The organism is Exiguobacterium sp. RIT452, assembly GCF_003598705.1.
In the GTDB taxonomy this organism is placed as follows: Bacteria; Bacillota; Bacilli; order Exiguobacteriales; family Exiguobacteriaceae; genus Exiguobacterium_A; species Exiguobacterium_A undae.
On sequence record NZ_QXJB01000001.1, the window covers coordinates 957,059 to 972,294 of the forward strand.

Here is a 15,236-nt window from a genome sequence, read left to right on the forward strand (position 1 = left end):
ACTGTTCAGGATTGACGCTTTTTGAAGTACGTGCGTGAAATGACAAACGCCACGATACCGAATCCGATGAAGACAAACGCTTTTTGAATCAAGGACAAGAATGACAAATCAAACAATAACAGTTTAATGGCACTGACCGACAGCAACAGAAGACCCGACAAGCGCCAGGCAGCCGTTCCGCGCCAGCGGCCGATCGCCACCAGAACAAAGGAGAGCAGGATATAGGCGACGGATAAGGTCGTACTGCGGTCCGTCTGGTCGAGATCCGCATAAAACGGCAGTTCCATCACAATCAACGTATAGGTCACGAAGACACCAACCGCTGCGAAAAATAAGACGACCTGCCAATACTTCCGCCAAATCGCTTCCCCGTGCGTCCGGACGAGTAACAGGATGAAGGCTGCTGTCGCGAGGGTCAGCCCCATCACAGATACGGCATACGATTGACCGTTCAGTCGATACGCTTCATAGTTTCCAATCGTATACAACGTAAGCATCAAGTACACAGCGATGCCGAAGAATCGCTGATATGGTACTTGCTGCCGCTCGACGAACCACAATCCGACGACTACGAGCGCATAGAGAACGGTCCGGAACTGATCGCCTAAACTGAGTGTGTCGACCGGTAATTGCGAGATCGCAAACAACAGGGCGATATGACCGACACCATTTTGCCAGGCATCCTTCGTTTGATTCGCGACGACGTAAGCGAGTAGTGCAAACAGAACCGCGAGTCCGTAAACAAACGGCCAATCGACCACGGACAGACTGAGCAGGACGAACCCGCCCGCTATCCAGCTCGGATAATTGTAAGTGATCGGAAGTCTGGTCCCGACGTATGCAAGACCGAGATAGCCCATGAAGGATGCCATGAGTAAGGTGATTTCATCAATTAAGGGGCGTGTCTCAAAATTGACAGTGAGACTGCCGAAAATCAACGCCAGGAAAAAGATTCCGGCTGCCACCGGGTAGGCTTTCGTCGACTTTAAACGCAGGACGGCAATACATACTGCCGTAAATAACAGGACTTCATACAGTAAAAACAAGAAGACGTCCGGTTCATCGGATAATTGAAGGAACGGTAACAAAAAACCGGTAACTGAGACCAGGATCAGTAGCGCCGTTGACCGCATCCACAACATCAATCCGTAGGCAATCGCAAGCACGACGATTTCGAGTAAAAAGGCCAACAGCGGCGGATAAAATTCATATAAGGCCATACCGGCGAATAACGCGGACAAGGAAACAATCGTTCCTGTTGCGACAAGCCCGACACCGAGCTCCCGCCGTTTCTTCTCATACTGAAACTCACCAAGTGCCATGACGAGTAAGCCGATGATGACTCCGCTTCCGATCCGGACTGCCGGACTGATCAAACCGGCCACGGAAGCGTACGAAAACAGGAAAATCGCGCCGATTGCCGCAAAAATCGCCCCGATCCGCGGTAACCAGACCGTTGCCAAAACATTTTCCCATTCGTCCCGTGTCCGGACCTTCTTAACGACAGGTGTCCGTTGCTTTTTGACGAACGCCGGACGGACGGCTGGACGGGCGACAGAAGAAACCGGTTCGCCTTTCATGCCTGCGTCTGCCGCCGGTTGTTGTTCCAATCGATCCAATCGTGCCTTTAACTGTGCGACTTCTTGCTCAAGCTGTTCCAAACGTGTTTCATCCATCTTCTCACCGGTCCTTTCTGGATGACTTGCTGGATAAAAGCATAGGGGTTGTAATTATTTTACTTGTCTTTTAATCAATTCCCATTTCTTTAAAATCCGTAACGCGGTCATCGCTTCATACTTACGGAGTCTAATAAAAAAACCGGTGAAGCGGAAAGCTTCACCGGCAGACAGATTAACGGACAGATAAGGCATATTGTCCTGTCGTATTGTAGACAGATGTAAATTGTGACCGGCTGACCGTATATTTTCCACGGTATGGATCGGACACCGTAAACGAGCTGCTTGAGACACCCGTCACGAGCATGACATGGTAATTGCGGTATCCTGTAAATGTTTTGCCATCCGGTTTGATCCACGAGAAGTAACCATATGGATTTTTAAAATCAACCGTCGCCCAAACGATGACCGGATTTCCGCTGCGGATTTCACTTTCGATCTTGCTGACCCCTTGCTTTGAAATATCAGCTGCCCCGCTCCGATATTTTTTCGCGAGCGGTAAGATGCCTTTTGGATATATGCCCCAGTTCTTGTAGTAATCGAGGGTTCCGGCCGGATTTCCCGTAAACATCTTTTCCGGATCCGCCCAGTAGTATTTCCCGTTTTTGTATGTGGCATTTTTCATGCTTTTTGGCATTTGGTTATACAGTGAAGCAGCAGAGACCGCCTTCTTCTTGTACTCCAGTGCCATTTTCAACGAAACGAATTCACAACCGGATGGATAACCCAATGAGTACTGATTGTAATACGGTACGTTTAACTGTTTCGATGAACTGCTTGGAGCAGTCTTCGTCAAGTATTGTGTCGAAACATAACGGTAGCTGCCGTTGTACAAGATACGGGTCCAGCTGCCGGATGTGCCGTATGACGCCACTTTGACCCCTTTGTTCAATTGCGTAACGGTTTTAGACGTTGTACTTGGACCTGTTCTGACGTTCAACGTGCCAACCGTCGTATAACGGGCACCGGTCGACGTATATTTCGAGGTCGTCGACGTTCGGACATAGTCCTTGTGTATGTAACCGGTCCGTGATTTATACGTGATCTTGTACCAACTGCCGGATGTGCCATTTGACGTATAGACGGCACCTTTCGTGATGTTTCCGAGAATCTTGCTCGTCGTCGACGGCTTTTCACGAACACGCAACACATCGGTCGTGACGGTCAACTTCGTGGCGGCTTCTGCGATGAGCGACGGACTAAACAAGCCGATCAACACCCCCGCAATGATGAAGGACGAAATGATTTTTTTCATGATAAACCCCCTTTAGATGTAATATACACAGTTTTTCCCATCTTTTTGAAATATTAATCAACATTCCATAAGAAAATTCTGAAAAATTGTGATATCTTTTCCTTTATAACAAAAAATCTCAGCTCTGCCTAGGCAGATTGCTGAGATGTAATTATATTGATATCGAAAAAAATTCATTTTTTAACATTCAAAATGAAAGGAGACGGTTGGGAGAAACCTTGTTCCATCAAATGTGCGACGAGTTTTGTCTCTTCTTCGGTGACAGGTAAAGGTTTATCGTGGACGATACTGTCGTAAAAGGCCCGATACAGCTTCCCGTAATCACCGACCGGACTCGGAATCCGGACGTCCTGCAAGTGACCGTGGTCATCATGATACAACAGTCGCCCGTAATCATCTTCCGAATCTTCTCCGAAGCCTTCTTCTCCCGGGAAGTAATTCGCCTTCAGATCGAGCTCTTGCCGGTCAACGTGTTGTTTGATGAACGTACCGTTTGTCCCGTGCAACATCCAACGCGGCGCGCCGGCTAAGGCGACATGACTTGTCCGGACACTGACCTTGAGTTCCGGATAATAAAAATCAAGCGCAAACGTGTCATCCGGATTCCCGGCTAAGCGGACCGAACGGATGTCGTACCCGACTTGGTCCGGTTTTCCGAACAAGGCGACAATTTGATCAATCGTATGGACACCGAGACCGTACAACGCGCCATTCTCGTTTGTCGCGATGGCCGGCGCCGCTTCCGGGCGGTAGAGATCAAAATGCGAGACAACTTCAACGAGGCGTCCCAGTTTACCGGACCGGATGACTTGCTCGACGACTTGAAAGTCACTGTCAAAACGCCGGTTTTGATAGGCCAGCAGTTTAACTCCCTGCTGCTTGGCGACTTCGAACAACTGCGCCGTCTCCTGCTCCGTTACCGTAAACGGTTTTTCGACCAGAACGTGTTTTCCGTGTTGCAACGCTTGCAGCGCATAGGCGAAATGTGTGGCGGGTGGTGTATTGATGACGACGACTTGCAGCTCCGGATCCCGCAGCATCGCGTCGAGATCCGTCGTAAACCGGACGTCGGGTAACTGATCAGCATACGTTTTTTCGAGATCAGGTTTTGCTTTTCGATTGTAAATCCACGTCACATCAAAATTTTCCTCAATCATGACGTAGGGTAGATGATAACGGGTCGTACTTTTTCCAAAACCGATGAAACCAATCTGAAGACGCATCTGATCACTCCTCGAATCATTCTTTTTACTAACCATACCAAAGCACACGTCACTTGTCCTGACTAAAGAGGGTCTCAGTGCGAAAGGACGGCAACCGGATACTCATATGTCGAAAAACCGTCACGAATTCCCCGGCTTTCAAACCCGAAGGACGGATAATACGTATTTAAAAACGAATTCGTCGCGACACAATCCAACCGGAGACGTTCCTGTTCAGCCGTCGCGACAGCAATGACATGCTGGATCAGTTGTTTTCCGACACCCAACCCTTTTGCCGATTCACTGACGACAATCCGGTGGATATACAAACCTTCCGCATCATCCCATAAGGCTTTGTCCCAATCGAGTGAAGGCAACAGCGCAATCGAACCAAGAAGGCGGCTGTCCTGTTCATATACGTACAAACGTCCTGCTGAAAGATCTGCTGCGACGAGCGCGTCCAGATCTGCCTTCAGATACGCGGACCATTGTTCGCTTCCGCCTGCTTGTAATAATTCGGCCTTATGTCTGAGAAGTGCCGCAATCTGTTTCACATCTTGTGTTGTAGCTTGTCGAATCATAGTAGTCCTCCTGAAAAAAAATTCTTCTTCATCCTAACGAAAATGAGCACAGAAGAAAACCGATTTGCACAAACTACATGAAAATTTCAAATGACAGCATCAATTTGTGATTTTTTTCATATTTCAAAATTATATACTCCTATATTGTATGCTAGGAGCGTGATCAGACCCCCAGTCTGCACAACATAGGTCTACCGACTTCCCACGAGTCGGTAGACCTTCTTTTGGTTACGTTAACCCGACCCATTGTTTCGAGAGGTGCCGCGCTTGTCGGCGGTAGGTTTCGTCTTCGACGACCGGATTACTGAGGCGCGGTGCCGAATCCGCATAATACCCTCCGTTTTCAAGACGATCTTGCGTCGTCGCAAGGTACAACGCCGTTTTGGCTCCGTATTCCGGCGTATACAGTTTTCCGGTCCAATACCCGATTTGAGCAATTGGCTTTAAGACGGTTTTGAGCACCTTGCCGTATTTTCCGCGATAGAATAAGTCCGTATTGACGATACCCGGATGGACACTGACGAACGTCACCCGGTCTCCGTATTGTTCCGCCAGTTCACGCATGTGCACCATCTGCAACAATTTTGATTCCCGGTACGACCGCATCGGATTGTATTGTTCCTTTTTGACATGCGCCATCGCTTCGAGTTCGATGTCCGTCCGGATCAATCCGCCTTCACCGGCAAGTGACGAAATGGAGATGACGCGGGGGTCCTGTCCTTGTTCCAGAAGCGGGAGCAACCGTTCAATCAAATAAAAGTGGCTGAGGTAATTGACTTGGAACTGAGACTCGAATCCATCCTTCGTCCGATGGTACGGCGGGACCATGACACCGGCGTTCAGAATCAGCCGGTCGATACGGCCGATCCGATCAAAAACCAAATCGGCGAATTGCCGGACCGAGTCCAGTTGATCCAGTTGGACGATTTCAACCTCCAGGTTCGTATGGGAGACACCATGCTCACGCAACAATTGGACGAGTAACGTCGCTTTCTTGGCTGAGCGGACGGTCGCGATGACCCGGTCCCCGCGTTCGAGTAATGCTTGGATCGTGACCATGCCCATACCGGAATTTGCTCCTGTAACTACACAAATATTCATGAAACTGCCTCCTCTTTTCGGATCGATGATACCATATGCTACCTGTTTTCCTTTTTTTTCGGATTTATACACATGTTCTTGAAAACTATTTTTCCGAATTGGTGCAAGAGAATGGCGTATACTAAAGAAAAGATACCTTTCATCAAAGGGAGTGAGTGCATGTGAACGAAGCGACCGTCCTGTTACTTGCCGGCATCTTACTGTTACTCGCCATCATCACGACGAAATTTGCCGTTCGTCTGAATGTCCCGACCCTGATTCTGTTTGTTTTTGTCGGGATTCTCGCCGGAACCGATGTCACGGGATGGATTGATTTTGCAGATTTTGAACAAGCACGGCTGTTTGGGACGATTGCTCTGGTCATCATCTTGTTTGACGGCGGACTCAACACGCGCTGGAAAAACTTTAAGCCGGTGTTACCGGCGGCATTATCACTCGCAACCATCGGCGTCCTCGTGACGACCGGATTGATTGCCGTCGTCGCACACTACCTGCTTGATTTCAGTTGGCCGATTGCGTTGTTGATCGGAGCACTGGTCGGTTCGACGGATGCGGCAGCCGTCTTTTCATTGCTCAACGGACAATCGATTGATCAGAAGGTCAAACACACGCTGGAAGCGGAATCCGGAACCAACGATCCGATGGCCGTCTTCCTGACGATCCTTTTTACGGAGTTCGCTCTCAGTCCGGCCGCATTTTCGATCGGTCAGGGAATCGTGGCGTTGCTTTATGAGATGGGGCTTGGACTTCTGATTGGTCTCGTGATCGGTTGGGGCTTGACGACGTTGATGAACCGGATTCAGCTCCAATCTTCCGCCCTCTATCCGACGCTGTTGATCAGCGGTGCCCTTCTCTCCTACGGCGTGGCGACGAGTCTGCACGCCAGTGGATTCCTCGCCGTGTATGTGACAGGCATTTGGCTCAGTAATCACGATTTGATTTACCGGGACATCCTTGTCCGTTTCAGCGGCAGTTTGTCCCATTTGGCGGAAGTCGGGATGTTCATCATGCTCGGTCTGCTTGTCTTCCCGAAACAGTTGCTCGACCCACAAACGCTACTCGTCTCCGCTGTCATCGTCCTGACGTTGGTGCTGATCGCCCGACCGCTCGCCGTCTTTTTGTCCTTACTGCCGTTTCCCTATAACATCCGGGAACAAAGTGTCATCACGGCAGCCGGATTACGCGGCGCCGTTCCGATCATCTTGGCGACCTATCCGCTATCCAGCGGTTTGCCGGAAGCGAACCTGTTGTTCAACATCGTTTTCTTTACGGTCATGACATCCGCTCTGTTGCAGGGGACGGCCTTGCCGTGGATCGTCAAATTGATGAAGCTTGATGTCAAACCGCTGATTGATGTTGAACCCTTGATTCAGTTCATGACCGTCGCCAATCCGAACGCCGAGATTGTCGAAGTCAGTGTCCCGTCATTTTGCCGCATCGACGGGAAAACACTGCAAGAAATCGAGATGCCGCAAGACTTGTTGGTCGTCGCGGTAATCCGAAACGATGCCATCATCACCCCACGGGGACAAACCCGGCTGATCGGCGGAGATCAGTTGTTGATTTTGACCCCGAAACAGTCGGAAGAACGGATCAGGAAGTTGATTGCCTCCCTCGGACTCGGTCAGCCGTTTTCGGAGTAAAAAAAAGCGACTGTCCTCTCTCCGTAAATCGAGAGACGACAGTCGCTTTTTCGGTTGTGTATCATGGTGTATCGGTTTGCTCTGCTACAGCAGTTGATTCATCGGTTCGCCTGATTCGGACGACTCCGGGCGGGCGGTGCGGAAAGGTAAGCGTCAGACCGCCGAAGCGACAGCTGTCGTTCCCGTTTTGTGCCCGGTCGATCCATTCGATGGGTTCGCGGCGTGCCAGGCTGTGACGAATCCGGTTTTCGGCTTGTTGGCGTGAAATCCCTTCACAGTCGACCGCGGTCAAATACGTCGCTTCATCGGACTCGAATTGTTGCCAAATTCCTAACAGAAGCTGTCCCACGGCGCTGACGGGTGTCCCGTCCGGTTCTCCGGCACCGACTGCTTGATCGAGCAGCTGAATCGTCTCGTCGGACGTGGCGCCGATGGCCAAAATCCGCCGGGACCCTTGCTGCATGACGCGAAAGCGCTTCTGCCCTTCTTCGAGCCACAAGCGTTGCGCAAACGGATTGACGGGGATTCCGTGGAAAAACGTGACCGTCCCCCGCCAGGCAAACCCGAATGACGGATCATATTGACGGATCGTTTCCATCGCCTGTTGTAAAAAGGTCTCGATCTCGACCTGTTCGGTGCGCAATTGTTTGCGTACCTCCTCAAACTGATGAATCGGGACGCGGATCGGAGCGGGTGTAAACAGTTCCCCTTCCGGCACGCGGTGCGCGCTCAACACGTGCCCGTCAAAGCGGTAATCACTGGCCGGCCGGCCGGTCCGACCGACCAAGACCTGCCAGTCATCCCCGTCCGGTGCAAAGGCATAGGTCTGATGCGCAAATGCCGGAGCGACGAACAAGCCCGGAAACGACTCAAACGTTGAAATTCGTAAGACTTCTCCATCATTCCACTCCTCTTCGATGACGCGGATCAGTTGACCGGTCGAAGAGACCTGGTCCGTCAAGTAACGCCCGGTATTGCTGTAAAAACCTAAGATGAATTCGCGTTCTTCTTCTTCGAAGGTCATCATCGTCATCTGGAACAACGATTGGACTTGTGCTTCCGCAAACAAGTCGTCGACTTCTTCCGGATGGTGCGATTCAATCGCCACCATTTGCCAACCCATTCGCTCATATAAAGTGATTGTAATCGGGAAAAACAGGAACGCTCCGTGTGTCGCCTCGAGCTTCAGCATATCCTGCATCGCCAGTCGTTCAATCCGTAAATCAAATCCCATTCGTTCAAAATGGTCTTGCATACGTCTTTTCCAGTGCGTGAATTCCATGTTTTCCCCTCCTTGCTGATTAGGCCCGTTTACGAAGCGGATTCTTCGACCAGTAAATGTACAGTCCGACCAGTCCGGCGATTCCAATCACATACGAAGCGGTTCCACTGACTTGAATCAAGACGTCCGGATTCGGAACGAACGTAATCAGGACAGCTTTATACGTCGCGAACAGCATGAAGCTGATAAGGAATTGTGCCCAGACCCGCTTCTTGACGAGACGGATTTTCGGTGACGTGATCAAGATTGACATTGCATCGATTAAAAATAATGCGATGATGGAAAAGAGGATGTAGTCGGCTAACGCAAATTGAAAAATGCCGTCGATTCCTTCGATGAAGATGAACATCAGAATCGTCGAGACATAGTTGCGGGTCCACCGTTTTTGCGTCTCGACGCGGCGGCGTTCCGGGATTTCGGCGATCATTTGATCAAGCCGCTCTTCCGGCGATTGACCGTGCACCGTTTCAAACGGCTTTTGCGACCGTTGTGCTTCGTACAAATCGGCTTGGAGACGGTGTTCGATTTCCGTCCGCTCCGGTTCTTCGACATTCAGGTTGAGTCGTGGTAACAACGACTCCAAAATACGTGTGTTGGCTTTAGTTAGTTTCAAGCGAGATCCCCCTTTTTCATGTTTAAGTATAACGGTTTAACGGGAAAAATACTTCTAAGGAAGATGGCGATTACTTGACGAATCCGCCATAAATATTCAGAATAGTGAGAAAGATCACTTTATCTGTAAGAAATGGAGGGGAACAGATGCGTCAAACTTTAACGAATACCACTTTACTTGCCGTCATGGCGAGCGTCGGCATCGTGTTGCCGTCGACCGATGCGGAGGAAACACCGGAGACAGACATCGTTTCGACAGAACAAACTGCTGTCACCGAGTCTCCGATGGAACCAACTGAATAAAAGCATGACCCCCCTTTCCACCAGCGACGGAAATACGGGTCATGCTTTTATTTTGCGTTGCCCGGCATCGTAACCGTTTCGTCGACCGTCACCGTCCAGGTCACAATCGTTGTACTGTCCCGGACATCGTGTCGTTCAATCGTTTCAAGCAGCGTAGCAAGTGCTGCCGTTTCGGGTTGTATCGCAAACAGCGTCGCCATCATCTCCGGATCTTCGAATGGTGTCCCGGGACATTCGACCAGACCGTCCGTCGTCACCAGAATACGGTTGATCCCGCGCCGTAACTCGCGGACGCCGCGCGTGTAACACGGAACCGGTAACTCAAACGTGTTGACCCGCCCGATCCATTCAAAAAATTGACGTTCGTTCAGTTTGAACTGACGATGCCGGCTCAAGTCCGGGTGGAACAGATATGCCAGCACATCGCCGACCGATAACCACCACAAGTATTTTCCTTTTCGCGCAAGAAACAAACAGGCCGTCTCCCCTTGTACGCTCCGGCAGGTCGTCCGAAACGCTTCGTCCTGCAACAGTCCGAGCAACAGCTGTTCCAGTGACGAAAATGCCTGTTCGACCGGTTGATGTAACGTTTGTTCAATTTTCTGCTGATGCCGTGTCATCTGACGCACGACTGCACTGGCGCTCTCTGCTGTATCGTGGGCGTCAAGGACCAACGTGAATTCCCAATCGTCACCAAGCCAGATTAAACACCCGTCCTCATTTTTTGTTTGTCCTGCCCGACTGCATCCGCCAAACCGGCCGACCGCGACGTGACCGATGGTTTGAATGTCTATCTGATCGACGAACGCCGATTCATTTCCTATCCAAGACAACTGAGTTCCTGTCATGGCTTGCTCCTTTCGAAACAAGACACTACCTGCGCCTGTTTCTTTTTAATAGTGACAGCGTAGCATACGAACAGGAAACTGGTATATTTATCCTGTTTTAAATCAGGTCAATACAAAAACGAGAACGGCGGATGCAACATCTGCCGTTCTCGCCTCTATGGCTTATAGCGGTGTGACGAAAGGTTCGATAAACAACCGGAGCCGTTTTTCATAATTCTCGGGATCTTTGGAAGACGTGTCGTCGTGTCCTGCTCCCCGGACCGGGTACAGCTGTTTGAGGCCGGGTTTCGCTTGGTACAGTTCATAGGCCATCCGCGACGGGACACGTTGATCGTCCGTTCCGTGAATGAATAAGGTCGGAACCATGATGCGTGAGGTCTGTCGCGTGACGGACACATCCCCATAAAAGAAATCCTGTCGGAATTTGTTGAACGTACTGGCAGCAGCCAGTGACGGACCCGCAGGATACGGGAGATCTTCTTTGGCACGGAACGCCAACCAATCGTCAAGGCGGGCATAAGCACCTTCCGAGATGACGACTTTCAGCTGTTTCGGGACGTCTGCTTCCCCCGCAGCCAACAAGGCCGTCGCGCCTCCAACACCTAATCCGTGATATAAAATTTGGCTCGCCGGTCCATTTTCCGCAATCAGCTGGTTTGTCCAATCAATCAAATCCAGCCGGTCCAACCAACCAAAGTTCCGTGCCTCCGTGTCTCGACGTTCGACAAGCAGGACATGGTAACCAAATTGTTCATGGTACAAGCGGATCAGTGAAAACAGGGAGGCCTGATGTGGTGTGTCGTCAGGTAGGACAATGACTGTTTTGTCAGAAGCCTCTGTTGCAGCAAGGTACTGACCAACACGTTCCGGTCCTGATGTCGTCAGCTTTTTCGATACGACGTCTTGTTCGGTAAACCACGTTTGATCATCGGTTTGCTTCTCATCAGACGCTTTGCTTTCGTTTGCTAACAGGCGGGACGCATCGGACTGTCCACTGAGCGTCTGTTGAATCCGGTGACCATCATACAGAATCAATCCACTGATGATCAGTACGGGAATAAGGATGACGAATAACCATCTGCGCACGCTGTAAACTCCCTTCCGTCCTATGTTTCCTACACTTATTCGCCGTCCTTTGCCTCAGGACCTGCTGCCGGCGGCAACGGTTTTAAGAATGTTTGCTGGTACCAGTGCAAGATCTCCTTAAATTCGGTTGCAGTAAAATATCCGGCATCAAACCCCGTTGAACCACGCAGCGTGATTCGGAATTTCAAGATGCTTTTTTCTTCTAAAAAACGGGAGACATGCCCGGAAAAGGCTTCGATTTTCAGACGGGGCGCATAAATTGTTTCCCGGTTGACAAGTTGTTTTCGTAAAACGAACAGATCATTTTCATAACCGTAACGCGTATGCCGGTAACCGGACCGGGCGAGGACGTAATACAGCGGCAAAAATAAGAACAGCACCAAGCCGATATACCGGATCGCTTCCGGCAGCCAAAAGTACAAGGCACCGTTTACAGCCAGAAACAGACTTGCATAACCGAGCAACGGCCAACGCACGATGTAGAAAAATCCGCGATCGGCAGCACGTCGTTCCGGTACAAGTTGCTTAAACCGCGGTAAAAACCGTTCTAAAAAGCCATCGATGTCACTGACGCGGATGAAGGGATGGAGCAACAGCTTTTCCTCTTCCCCGCTGGCGGAGATGATATGCAGGGAGAGATGTGCCCGCTTAAACCGGCGTTTGATCCAGTTCTCTTCGATGACGAGGGCTTGAACCTTATCTTGATGAAACACAACTTCCGTCCGGTTCAAGAGACCGTACCCGATCGTCAACCGGTGTTGGTGTAAAGTGGCTTGAAACGATCCATACCGTAATGCAAAGACGAGGATGGAGCCGATGTAGATGATCACTAACACCAACAGGCCGATCGTAACTAACACCAGTAACGACAGATGGAGTAATTCGTTGAACAGTTGACTGATGTGCTTTTCAATGAAGCGGTTGATAAATTGATAAACGGCACCGAACCCGACCAGCGCAAGACCGATTCTCCCGGACAAGGCACCGGCCAGCAACAGCTCCGTCATGCTGACGGAATACGTGTCAGACGAGGAGGAGTGTTCTGACGAATCAATCTGATCCGTCGATCCGATTGTTGACTTCAATTGTTTGGCGAACTTCAACCGGACCCCTTTGAGCTCGACTTCCGGTTTGCCGCCGTCTGACGATGTTTCGACCGTCAAGGTCGCCAGTCCAAGCAGACGTTCGAGAACGTTTTGGTTGATTCCGATCGACTCGATCCGCTGACGTTTTGTCGTCCGCTCACTTTTCCGGAAAATCCCTTTATTGACCCGAATCGATTGGTCGTCCAAGGTGAACGTGTAGAAATACCAGGACGCGATTCCAAACAACAGGATGATCAGGCTGACGACTGCGACGCCAATTGCCGTGTAAACACCAAACCCGTCATTTTTCAAATCATTAAACAAAATGACCGCAATCGGGATGACAAGCGAGCGGAGATGAGTCAAGGTCGTCATCAGGATGAACAGAGGATGGACCCGCCGTGTCATAACGTCTCCTCCTCTTGTTCCTCAAGTTTCGCGATCCGTTCGATCTGCTGTCGCAGTTTCTTCGCCTGAGTCACCTCGAGTCCGTGCAGATCGATTTCTCCCGACGCGGTGCGGACGTTCATGTTCATTAACTCATGACGACGTAAAATCGGACCCGACGAGGTGTCGATGATTTGGACTTTGACGAGCGGTGTCACGACATGATGTAAGATGAAGATGCCGGACTCGACGATTAAAAATTCCTCATCGACGCGGAACTTAAAATACTTTTTCCGGATCGGCGGAAGATAGACGAACTGCAGTATGAACAACAGACCGACGACGGCGGCGGCAATCCACATCCACCAAGGAGACAGATCAAGCCAGGTGATTTGGACGACGGTCGCGACTCCAATGAGGAGGGCAACAATGGTATACTTGATTCCAACGTATTGACGTTCAGCGGTTACCGAGGCCTGAGGCAGATATTGCCACTCCCCGGTCGGATGGTTTGCTTGCATAAAATCTCCTGCCTTTCGTTTTTTCATACGGGAGGAGACCCGTTGAAGTTTCAGCATCATCAATCAGACGTTGACATTTCCCTGCGAATCATCGCATATATAAGAGAGTAGAAATGTATCTCAAGGAGGAACCATGCTAACATTTGAAGAAAAATTAACTATCATCGAGACTTTCCCACAACTTGTCCGGAAAGAAGTTTCCCTGAATCGTGTCAACTTCCACTTCCCGGAAAGTCAGTTCGAGAAAAAAATCGTCGTCTATCACCTGCATCCAAACGGAAACGGGTTTGTTTACGCAGCAGGTTTACCAGGATATGAAAAAGACCGGAAAGGATTCGTCAACATCCGTGAATTTTCGGAGCCGGCTTTAATCCTCTTACTTCAAGATGCCATCAAGGCACTGGAAACCGTCGAGACGGTCGAAACATTAGAAGAAACATGGATCAATGACAATCAATTCGAATTGACGTTATTAAACGAAGATCTGGATACATGGTTGGTCTATGCCGGCGATTTACTCGACGGGGCCTTTAATTCGTACAAAGAAGCGGCAAACTATCTGGAAGAAGAAGGTTTCCGCCGTAAATGAGCATTTGCCATATGAACGGAACTGTTTAATCAGTTCCGTTCATTTTTAATGTCAGCCGGTTTAAGGTCTGTTTGACGAGCTCAAGATCTTCTTCCGACACGCCGAGCACTTCCTTTAAAGCGAGCGGAATGCGTTCGGCCTGTTGCCGAAGATCCCGTCCTTCCGCTGTCAACGTGATTTTGATGTGCCGTTCGTCTGTCGGATTCTTGATACGCCGAACCAGACCGGACACCTCCAGTTTTTTTAATAAAGGCGTCAACGTGCCGGAGTCCAAATGCAACCGTTCACCGACTGCTTTGAGCGATTGTTCATCTTCTTCCCATAGGACCAGCATGACCAGATACTGCGGATAGGTTAACCCAAGCGGGTCGAGCAACGGACGGTATCGTTTCGTGATTTCCCGTGAAATCGCATAAAACGGAAAACATAATTGTTCATCCAGTAAGAGTGGATTTGACATCAAAAGTCCTCCTTCAAGCATAATAGTTGTGTTTTAAATTAGATTGTATAAAATCTAATTGTAAGCTACTTAAAAAGAATACCTAAAAACGAAAGGATGTTACAACCATGAAACCAATGTTTACTTCCTCTGCAACTGCTGTAGGAGGACGCGACGGTCGCGTCGTATCGGAAGACGGAATCTTAGACGTCGCCCTCGCAATGCCTGTACCAGGATCTAAAAAAGAAGCAACAAACCCGGAACAATTATTTGCTGCCGGATACTCTGCTTGTTTTGATTCTGCCTTGAACCTTGTTGCCCGTAAACAAGGCATCAAACACGACGGCAGCGAAGTCACTGCTCACGTTACCCTAAACGAAGCAGCAGACGGTTTTACCCTGTCGGTTGAACTCGATGTTCTTGTCCGTGGTGTATCGGAAGAACAAGCTGCTGAACTCGGAAAAATCGCGCACACTGTTTGCCCGTACTCACGTGCAACAGCTGGAAACATTCAAGTCGATATCTTCACACGGACATCTGACGCAGAATAAGCATACCACTCTCCTCTTCCGTCTTGGTCAAATTGGCTAAGATGGGAGAGTTTTTGTTGTGTTTACAAAGGAAAA

16 protein-coding genes are annotated in these 15,236 nt (G+C 49.9%); 4 read left to right on the top strand and 12 right to left on the bottom strand.

What is annotated here, in order from left to right; all coding sequences use genetic code 11:
* Positions 1-5: 5 nt before the first annotated feature.
* The 5 genes from D3D03_RS05170 to D3D03_RS05190 form a co-directional block, all read right to left on the bottom strand.
* Positions 6-1,676, bottom strand: coding sequence for a DUF2339 domain-containing protein (locus tag D3D03_RS05170; RefSeq protein WP_119923025.1), 1,671 nt, complete (start codon positions 1,674-1,676; stop codon positions 6-8).
* A 175-nt stretch (positions 1,677-1,851) separates the two neighbouring features.
* Positions 1,852-2,931 carry a C39 family peptidase gene (locus tag D3D03_RS05175; protein ID WP_119923026.1) on the bottom strand — a complete coding sequence of 360 codons (1,080 nt, stop codon included), beginning with the start codon at positions 2,929-2,931 and terminating at the stop codon, positions 1,852-1,854.
* Between the two features lie 173 nt (positions 2,932-3,104).
* Complete coding sequence (locus D3D03_RS05180) at positions 3,105-4,154, bottom strand: oxidoreductase (protein WP_119923027.1); 1,050 nt, start codon at positions 4,152-4,154, stop codon at positions 3,105-3,107.
* Positions 4,155-4,228: 74 nt separating this feature from the next.
* Entirely contained in the window at positions 4,229-4,714 is a 486-nt protein-coding gene (locus tag D3D03_RS05185) for a GNAT family N-acetyltransferase (protein ID WP_119923028.1), read from the bottom strand.
* Positions 4,715-4,942: 228 nt separating this feature from the next.
* Positions 4,943-5,815: an SDR family NAD(P)-dependent oxidoreductase gene (locus D3D03_RS05190; protein ID WP_119923029.1), complete on the bottom strand. Its 873-nt coding sequence runs from the start codon at positions 5,813-5,815 to the stop codon at positions 4,943-4,945.
* Positions 5,816-5,976: 161 nt separating this feature from the next.
* Here D3D03_RS05190 and D3D03_RS05195 point away from each other — a divergent pair, with 161 nt between their 5' ends.
* Positions 5,977-7,458, top strand: coding sequence for a potassium/proton antiporter (locus D3D03_RS05195; protein WP_119923030.1), 1,482 nt, complete (start codon positions 5,977-5,979; stop codon positions 7,456-7,458).
* Between the two features lie 61 nt (positions 7,459-7,519).
* Here D3D03_RS05195 and D3D03_RS05200 read toward each other — a convergent pair whose 3' ends face one another.
* Positions 7,520-8,740, bottom strand: coding sequence for a hypothetical protein (locus tag D3D03_RS05200; RefSeq protein WP_119923031.1), 1,221 nt, complete (start codon positions 8,738-8,740; stop codon positions 7,520-7,522).
* A gap of 19 nt (positions 8,741-8,759) precedes the next feature.
* Positions 8,760-9,353 (bottom strand): hypothetical protein, encoded by a 594-nt coding sequence (locus tag D3D03_RS05205; protein ID WP_026832852.1) that lies wholly within the window; start codon positions 9,351-9,353, stop codon positions 8,760-8,762.
* A gap of 146 nt (positions 9,354-9,499) precedes the next feature.
* Between D3D03_RS05205 and D3D03_RS16785 the strand changes: the two genes are divergently transcribed.
* Positions 9,500-9,655 carry a hypothetical protein gene (locus D3D03_RS16785; RefSeq protein WP_199699995.1) on the top strand — a complete coding sequence of 52 codons (156 nt, stop codon included), beginning with the start codon at positions 9,500-9,502 and terminating at the stop codon, positions 9,653-9,655.
* Between the two features lie 47 nt (positions 9,656-9,702).
* On the opposite strand, the gene D3D03_RS05210 is transcribed toward D3D03_RS16785, so the two are convergent.
* The 4 genes from D3D03_RS05210 to D3D03_RS05225 form a co-directional block, all read right to left on the bottom strand.
* On the bottom strand, positions 9,703-10,503 hold the full coding sequence (locus tag D3D03_RS05210) for a PP2C family serine/threonine-protein phosphatase (protein ID WP_119923032.1): 801 nt from the start codon (positions 10,501-10,503) through the stop codon (positions 9,703-9,705).
* A 162-nt stretch (positions 10,504-10,665) separates the two neighbouring features.
* The gene (locus D3D03_RS05215; protein WP_119923033.1) at positions 10,666-11,589 is read right to left on the bottom strand and encodes an alpha/beta hydrolase; all 924 of its coding nucleotides are present in this window, start codon (positions 11,587-11,589) and stop codon (positions 10,666-10,668) included.
* Positions 11,590-11,624: 35 nt separating this feature from the next.
* On the bottom strand, positions 11,625-13,082 hold the full coding sequence (locus D3D03_RS05220; RefSeq protein ID WP_119923034.1) for a PH domain-containing protein: 1,458 nt from the start codon (positions 13,080-13,082) through the stop codon (positions 11,625-11,627).
* Entirely contained in the window at positions 13,079-13,582 is a 504-nt protein-coding gene (locus tag D3D03_RS05225) for a PH domain-containing protein (protein WP_233550648.1), read from the bottom strand. The genes D3D03_RS05220 and D3D03_RS05225 overlap by 4 nt, the downstream gene beginning before the upstream one ends.
* A gap of 133 nt (positions 13,583-13,715) precedes the next feature.
* Between D3D03_RS05225 and D3D03_RS05230 the strand changes: the two genes are divergently transcribed.
* A complete protein-coding gene (locus tag D3D03_RS05230) occupies positions 13,716-14,171 on the top strand; it encodes a hypothetical protein (RefSeq protein WP_014970474.1) in 456 nt (151 codons plus the stop codon).
* A gap of 25 nt (positions 14,172-14,196) precedes the next feature.
* Here D3D03_RS05230 and D3D03_RS05235 read toward each other — a convergent pair whose 3' ends face one another.
* Positions 14,197-14,631, bottom strand: coding sequence for a MarR family winged helix-turn-helix transcriptional regulator (locus tag D3D03_RS05235; protein WP_119923035.1), 435 nt, complete (start codon positions 14,629-14,631; stop codon positions 14,197-14,199).
* 107 nt (positions 14,632-14,738) lie between these two features.
* Here D3D03_RS05235 and D3D03_RS05240 point away from each other — a divergent pair, with 107 nt between their 5' ends.
* The gene (locus D3D03_RS05240) at positions 14,739-15,161 is read left to right on the top strand and encodes an organic hydroperoxide resistance protein (RefSeq protein WP_026832847.1); all 423 of its coding nucleotides are present in this window, start codon (positions 14,739-14,741) and stop codon (positions 15,159-15,161) included.
* Positions 15,162-15,236: the final 75 nt, after the last annotated feature.

Coding starts and splice junctions, on each gene's coding strand:
- D3D03_RS05170 (WP_119923025.1), bottom strand. CDS start 1,676: ATGGATGAAACACGTTTGGAACAGCTTGAGCAAGAAGTCGCACAGTTA.
- D3D03_RS05175 (WP_119923026.1), bottom strand. CDS start 2,931: ATGAAAAAAATCATTTCGTCCTTCATCATTGCGGGGGTGTTGATCGGC.
- D3D03_RS05180 (WP_119923027.1), bottom strand. CDS start 4,154: ATGCGTCTTCAGATTGGTTTCATCGGTTTTGGAAAAAGTACGACCCGT.
- D3D03_RS05185 (WP_119923028.1), bottom strand. CDS start 4,714: ATGATTCGACAAGCTACAACACAAGATGTGAAACAGATTGCGGCACTT.
- D3D03_RS05190 (WP_119923029.1), bottom strand. CDS start 5,815: ATGAATATTTGTGTAGTTACAGGAGCAAATTCCGGTATGGGCATGGTC.
- D3D03_RS05200 (WP_119923031.1), bottom strand. CDS start 8,740: ATGGAATTCACGCACTGGAAAAGACGTATGCAAGACCATTTTGAACGA.
- D3D03_RS16785 (WP_199699995.1), top strand. CDS start 9,500: ATGCGTCAAACTTTAACGAATACCACTTTACTTGCCGTCATGGCGAGC.
- D3D03_RS05210 (WP_119923032.1), bottom strand. CDS start 10,503: ATGACAGGAACTCAGTTGTCTTGGATAGGAAATGAATCGGCGTTCGTC.
- D3D03_RS05220 (WP_119923034.1), bottom strand. CDS start 13,082: ATGACACGGCGGGTCCATCCTCTGTTCATCCTGATGACGACCTTGACT.
- D3D03_RS05225 (WP_233550648.1), bottom strand. CDS start 13,582: ATGCAAGCAAACCATCCGACCGGGGAGTGGCAATATCTGCCTCAGGCC.
- D3D03_RS05230 (WP_014970474.1), top strand. CDS start 13,716: ATGCTAACATTTGAAGAAAAATTAACTATCATCGAGACTTTCCCACAA.
- D3D03_RS05235 (WP_119923035.1), bottom strand. CDS start 14,631: ATGTCAAATCCACTCTTACTGGATGAACAATTATGTTTTCCGTTTTAT.
- D3D03_RS05240 (WP_026832847.1), top strand. CDS start 14,739: ATGAAACCAATGTTTACTTCCTCTGCAACTGCTGTAGGAGGACGCGAC.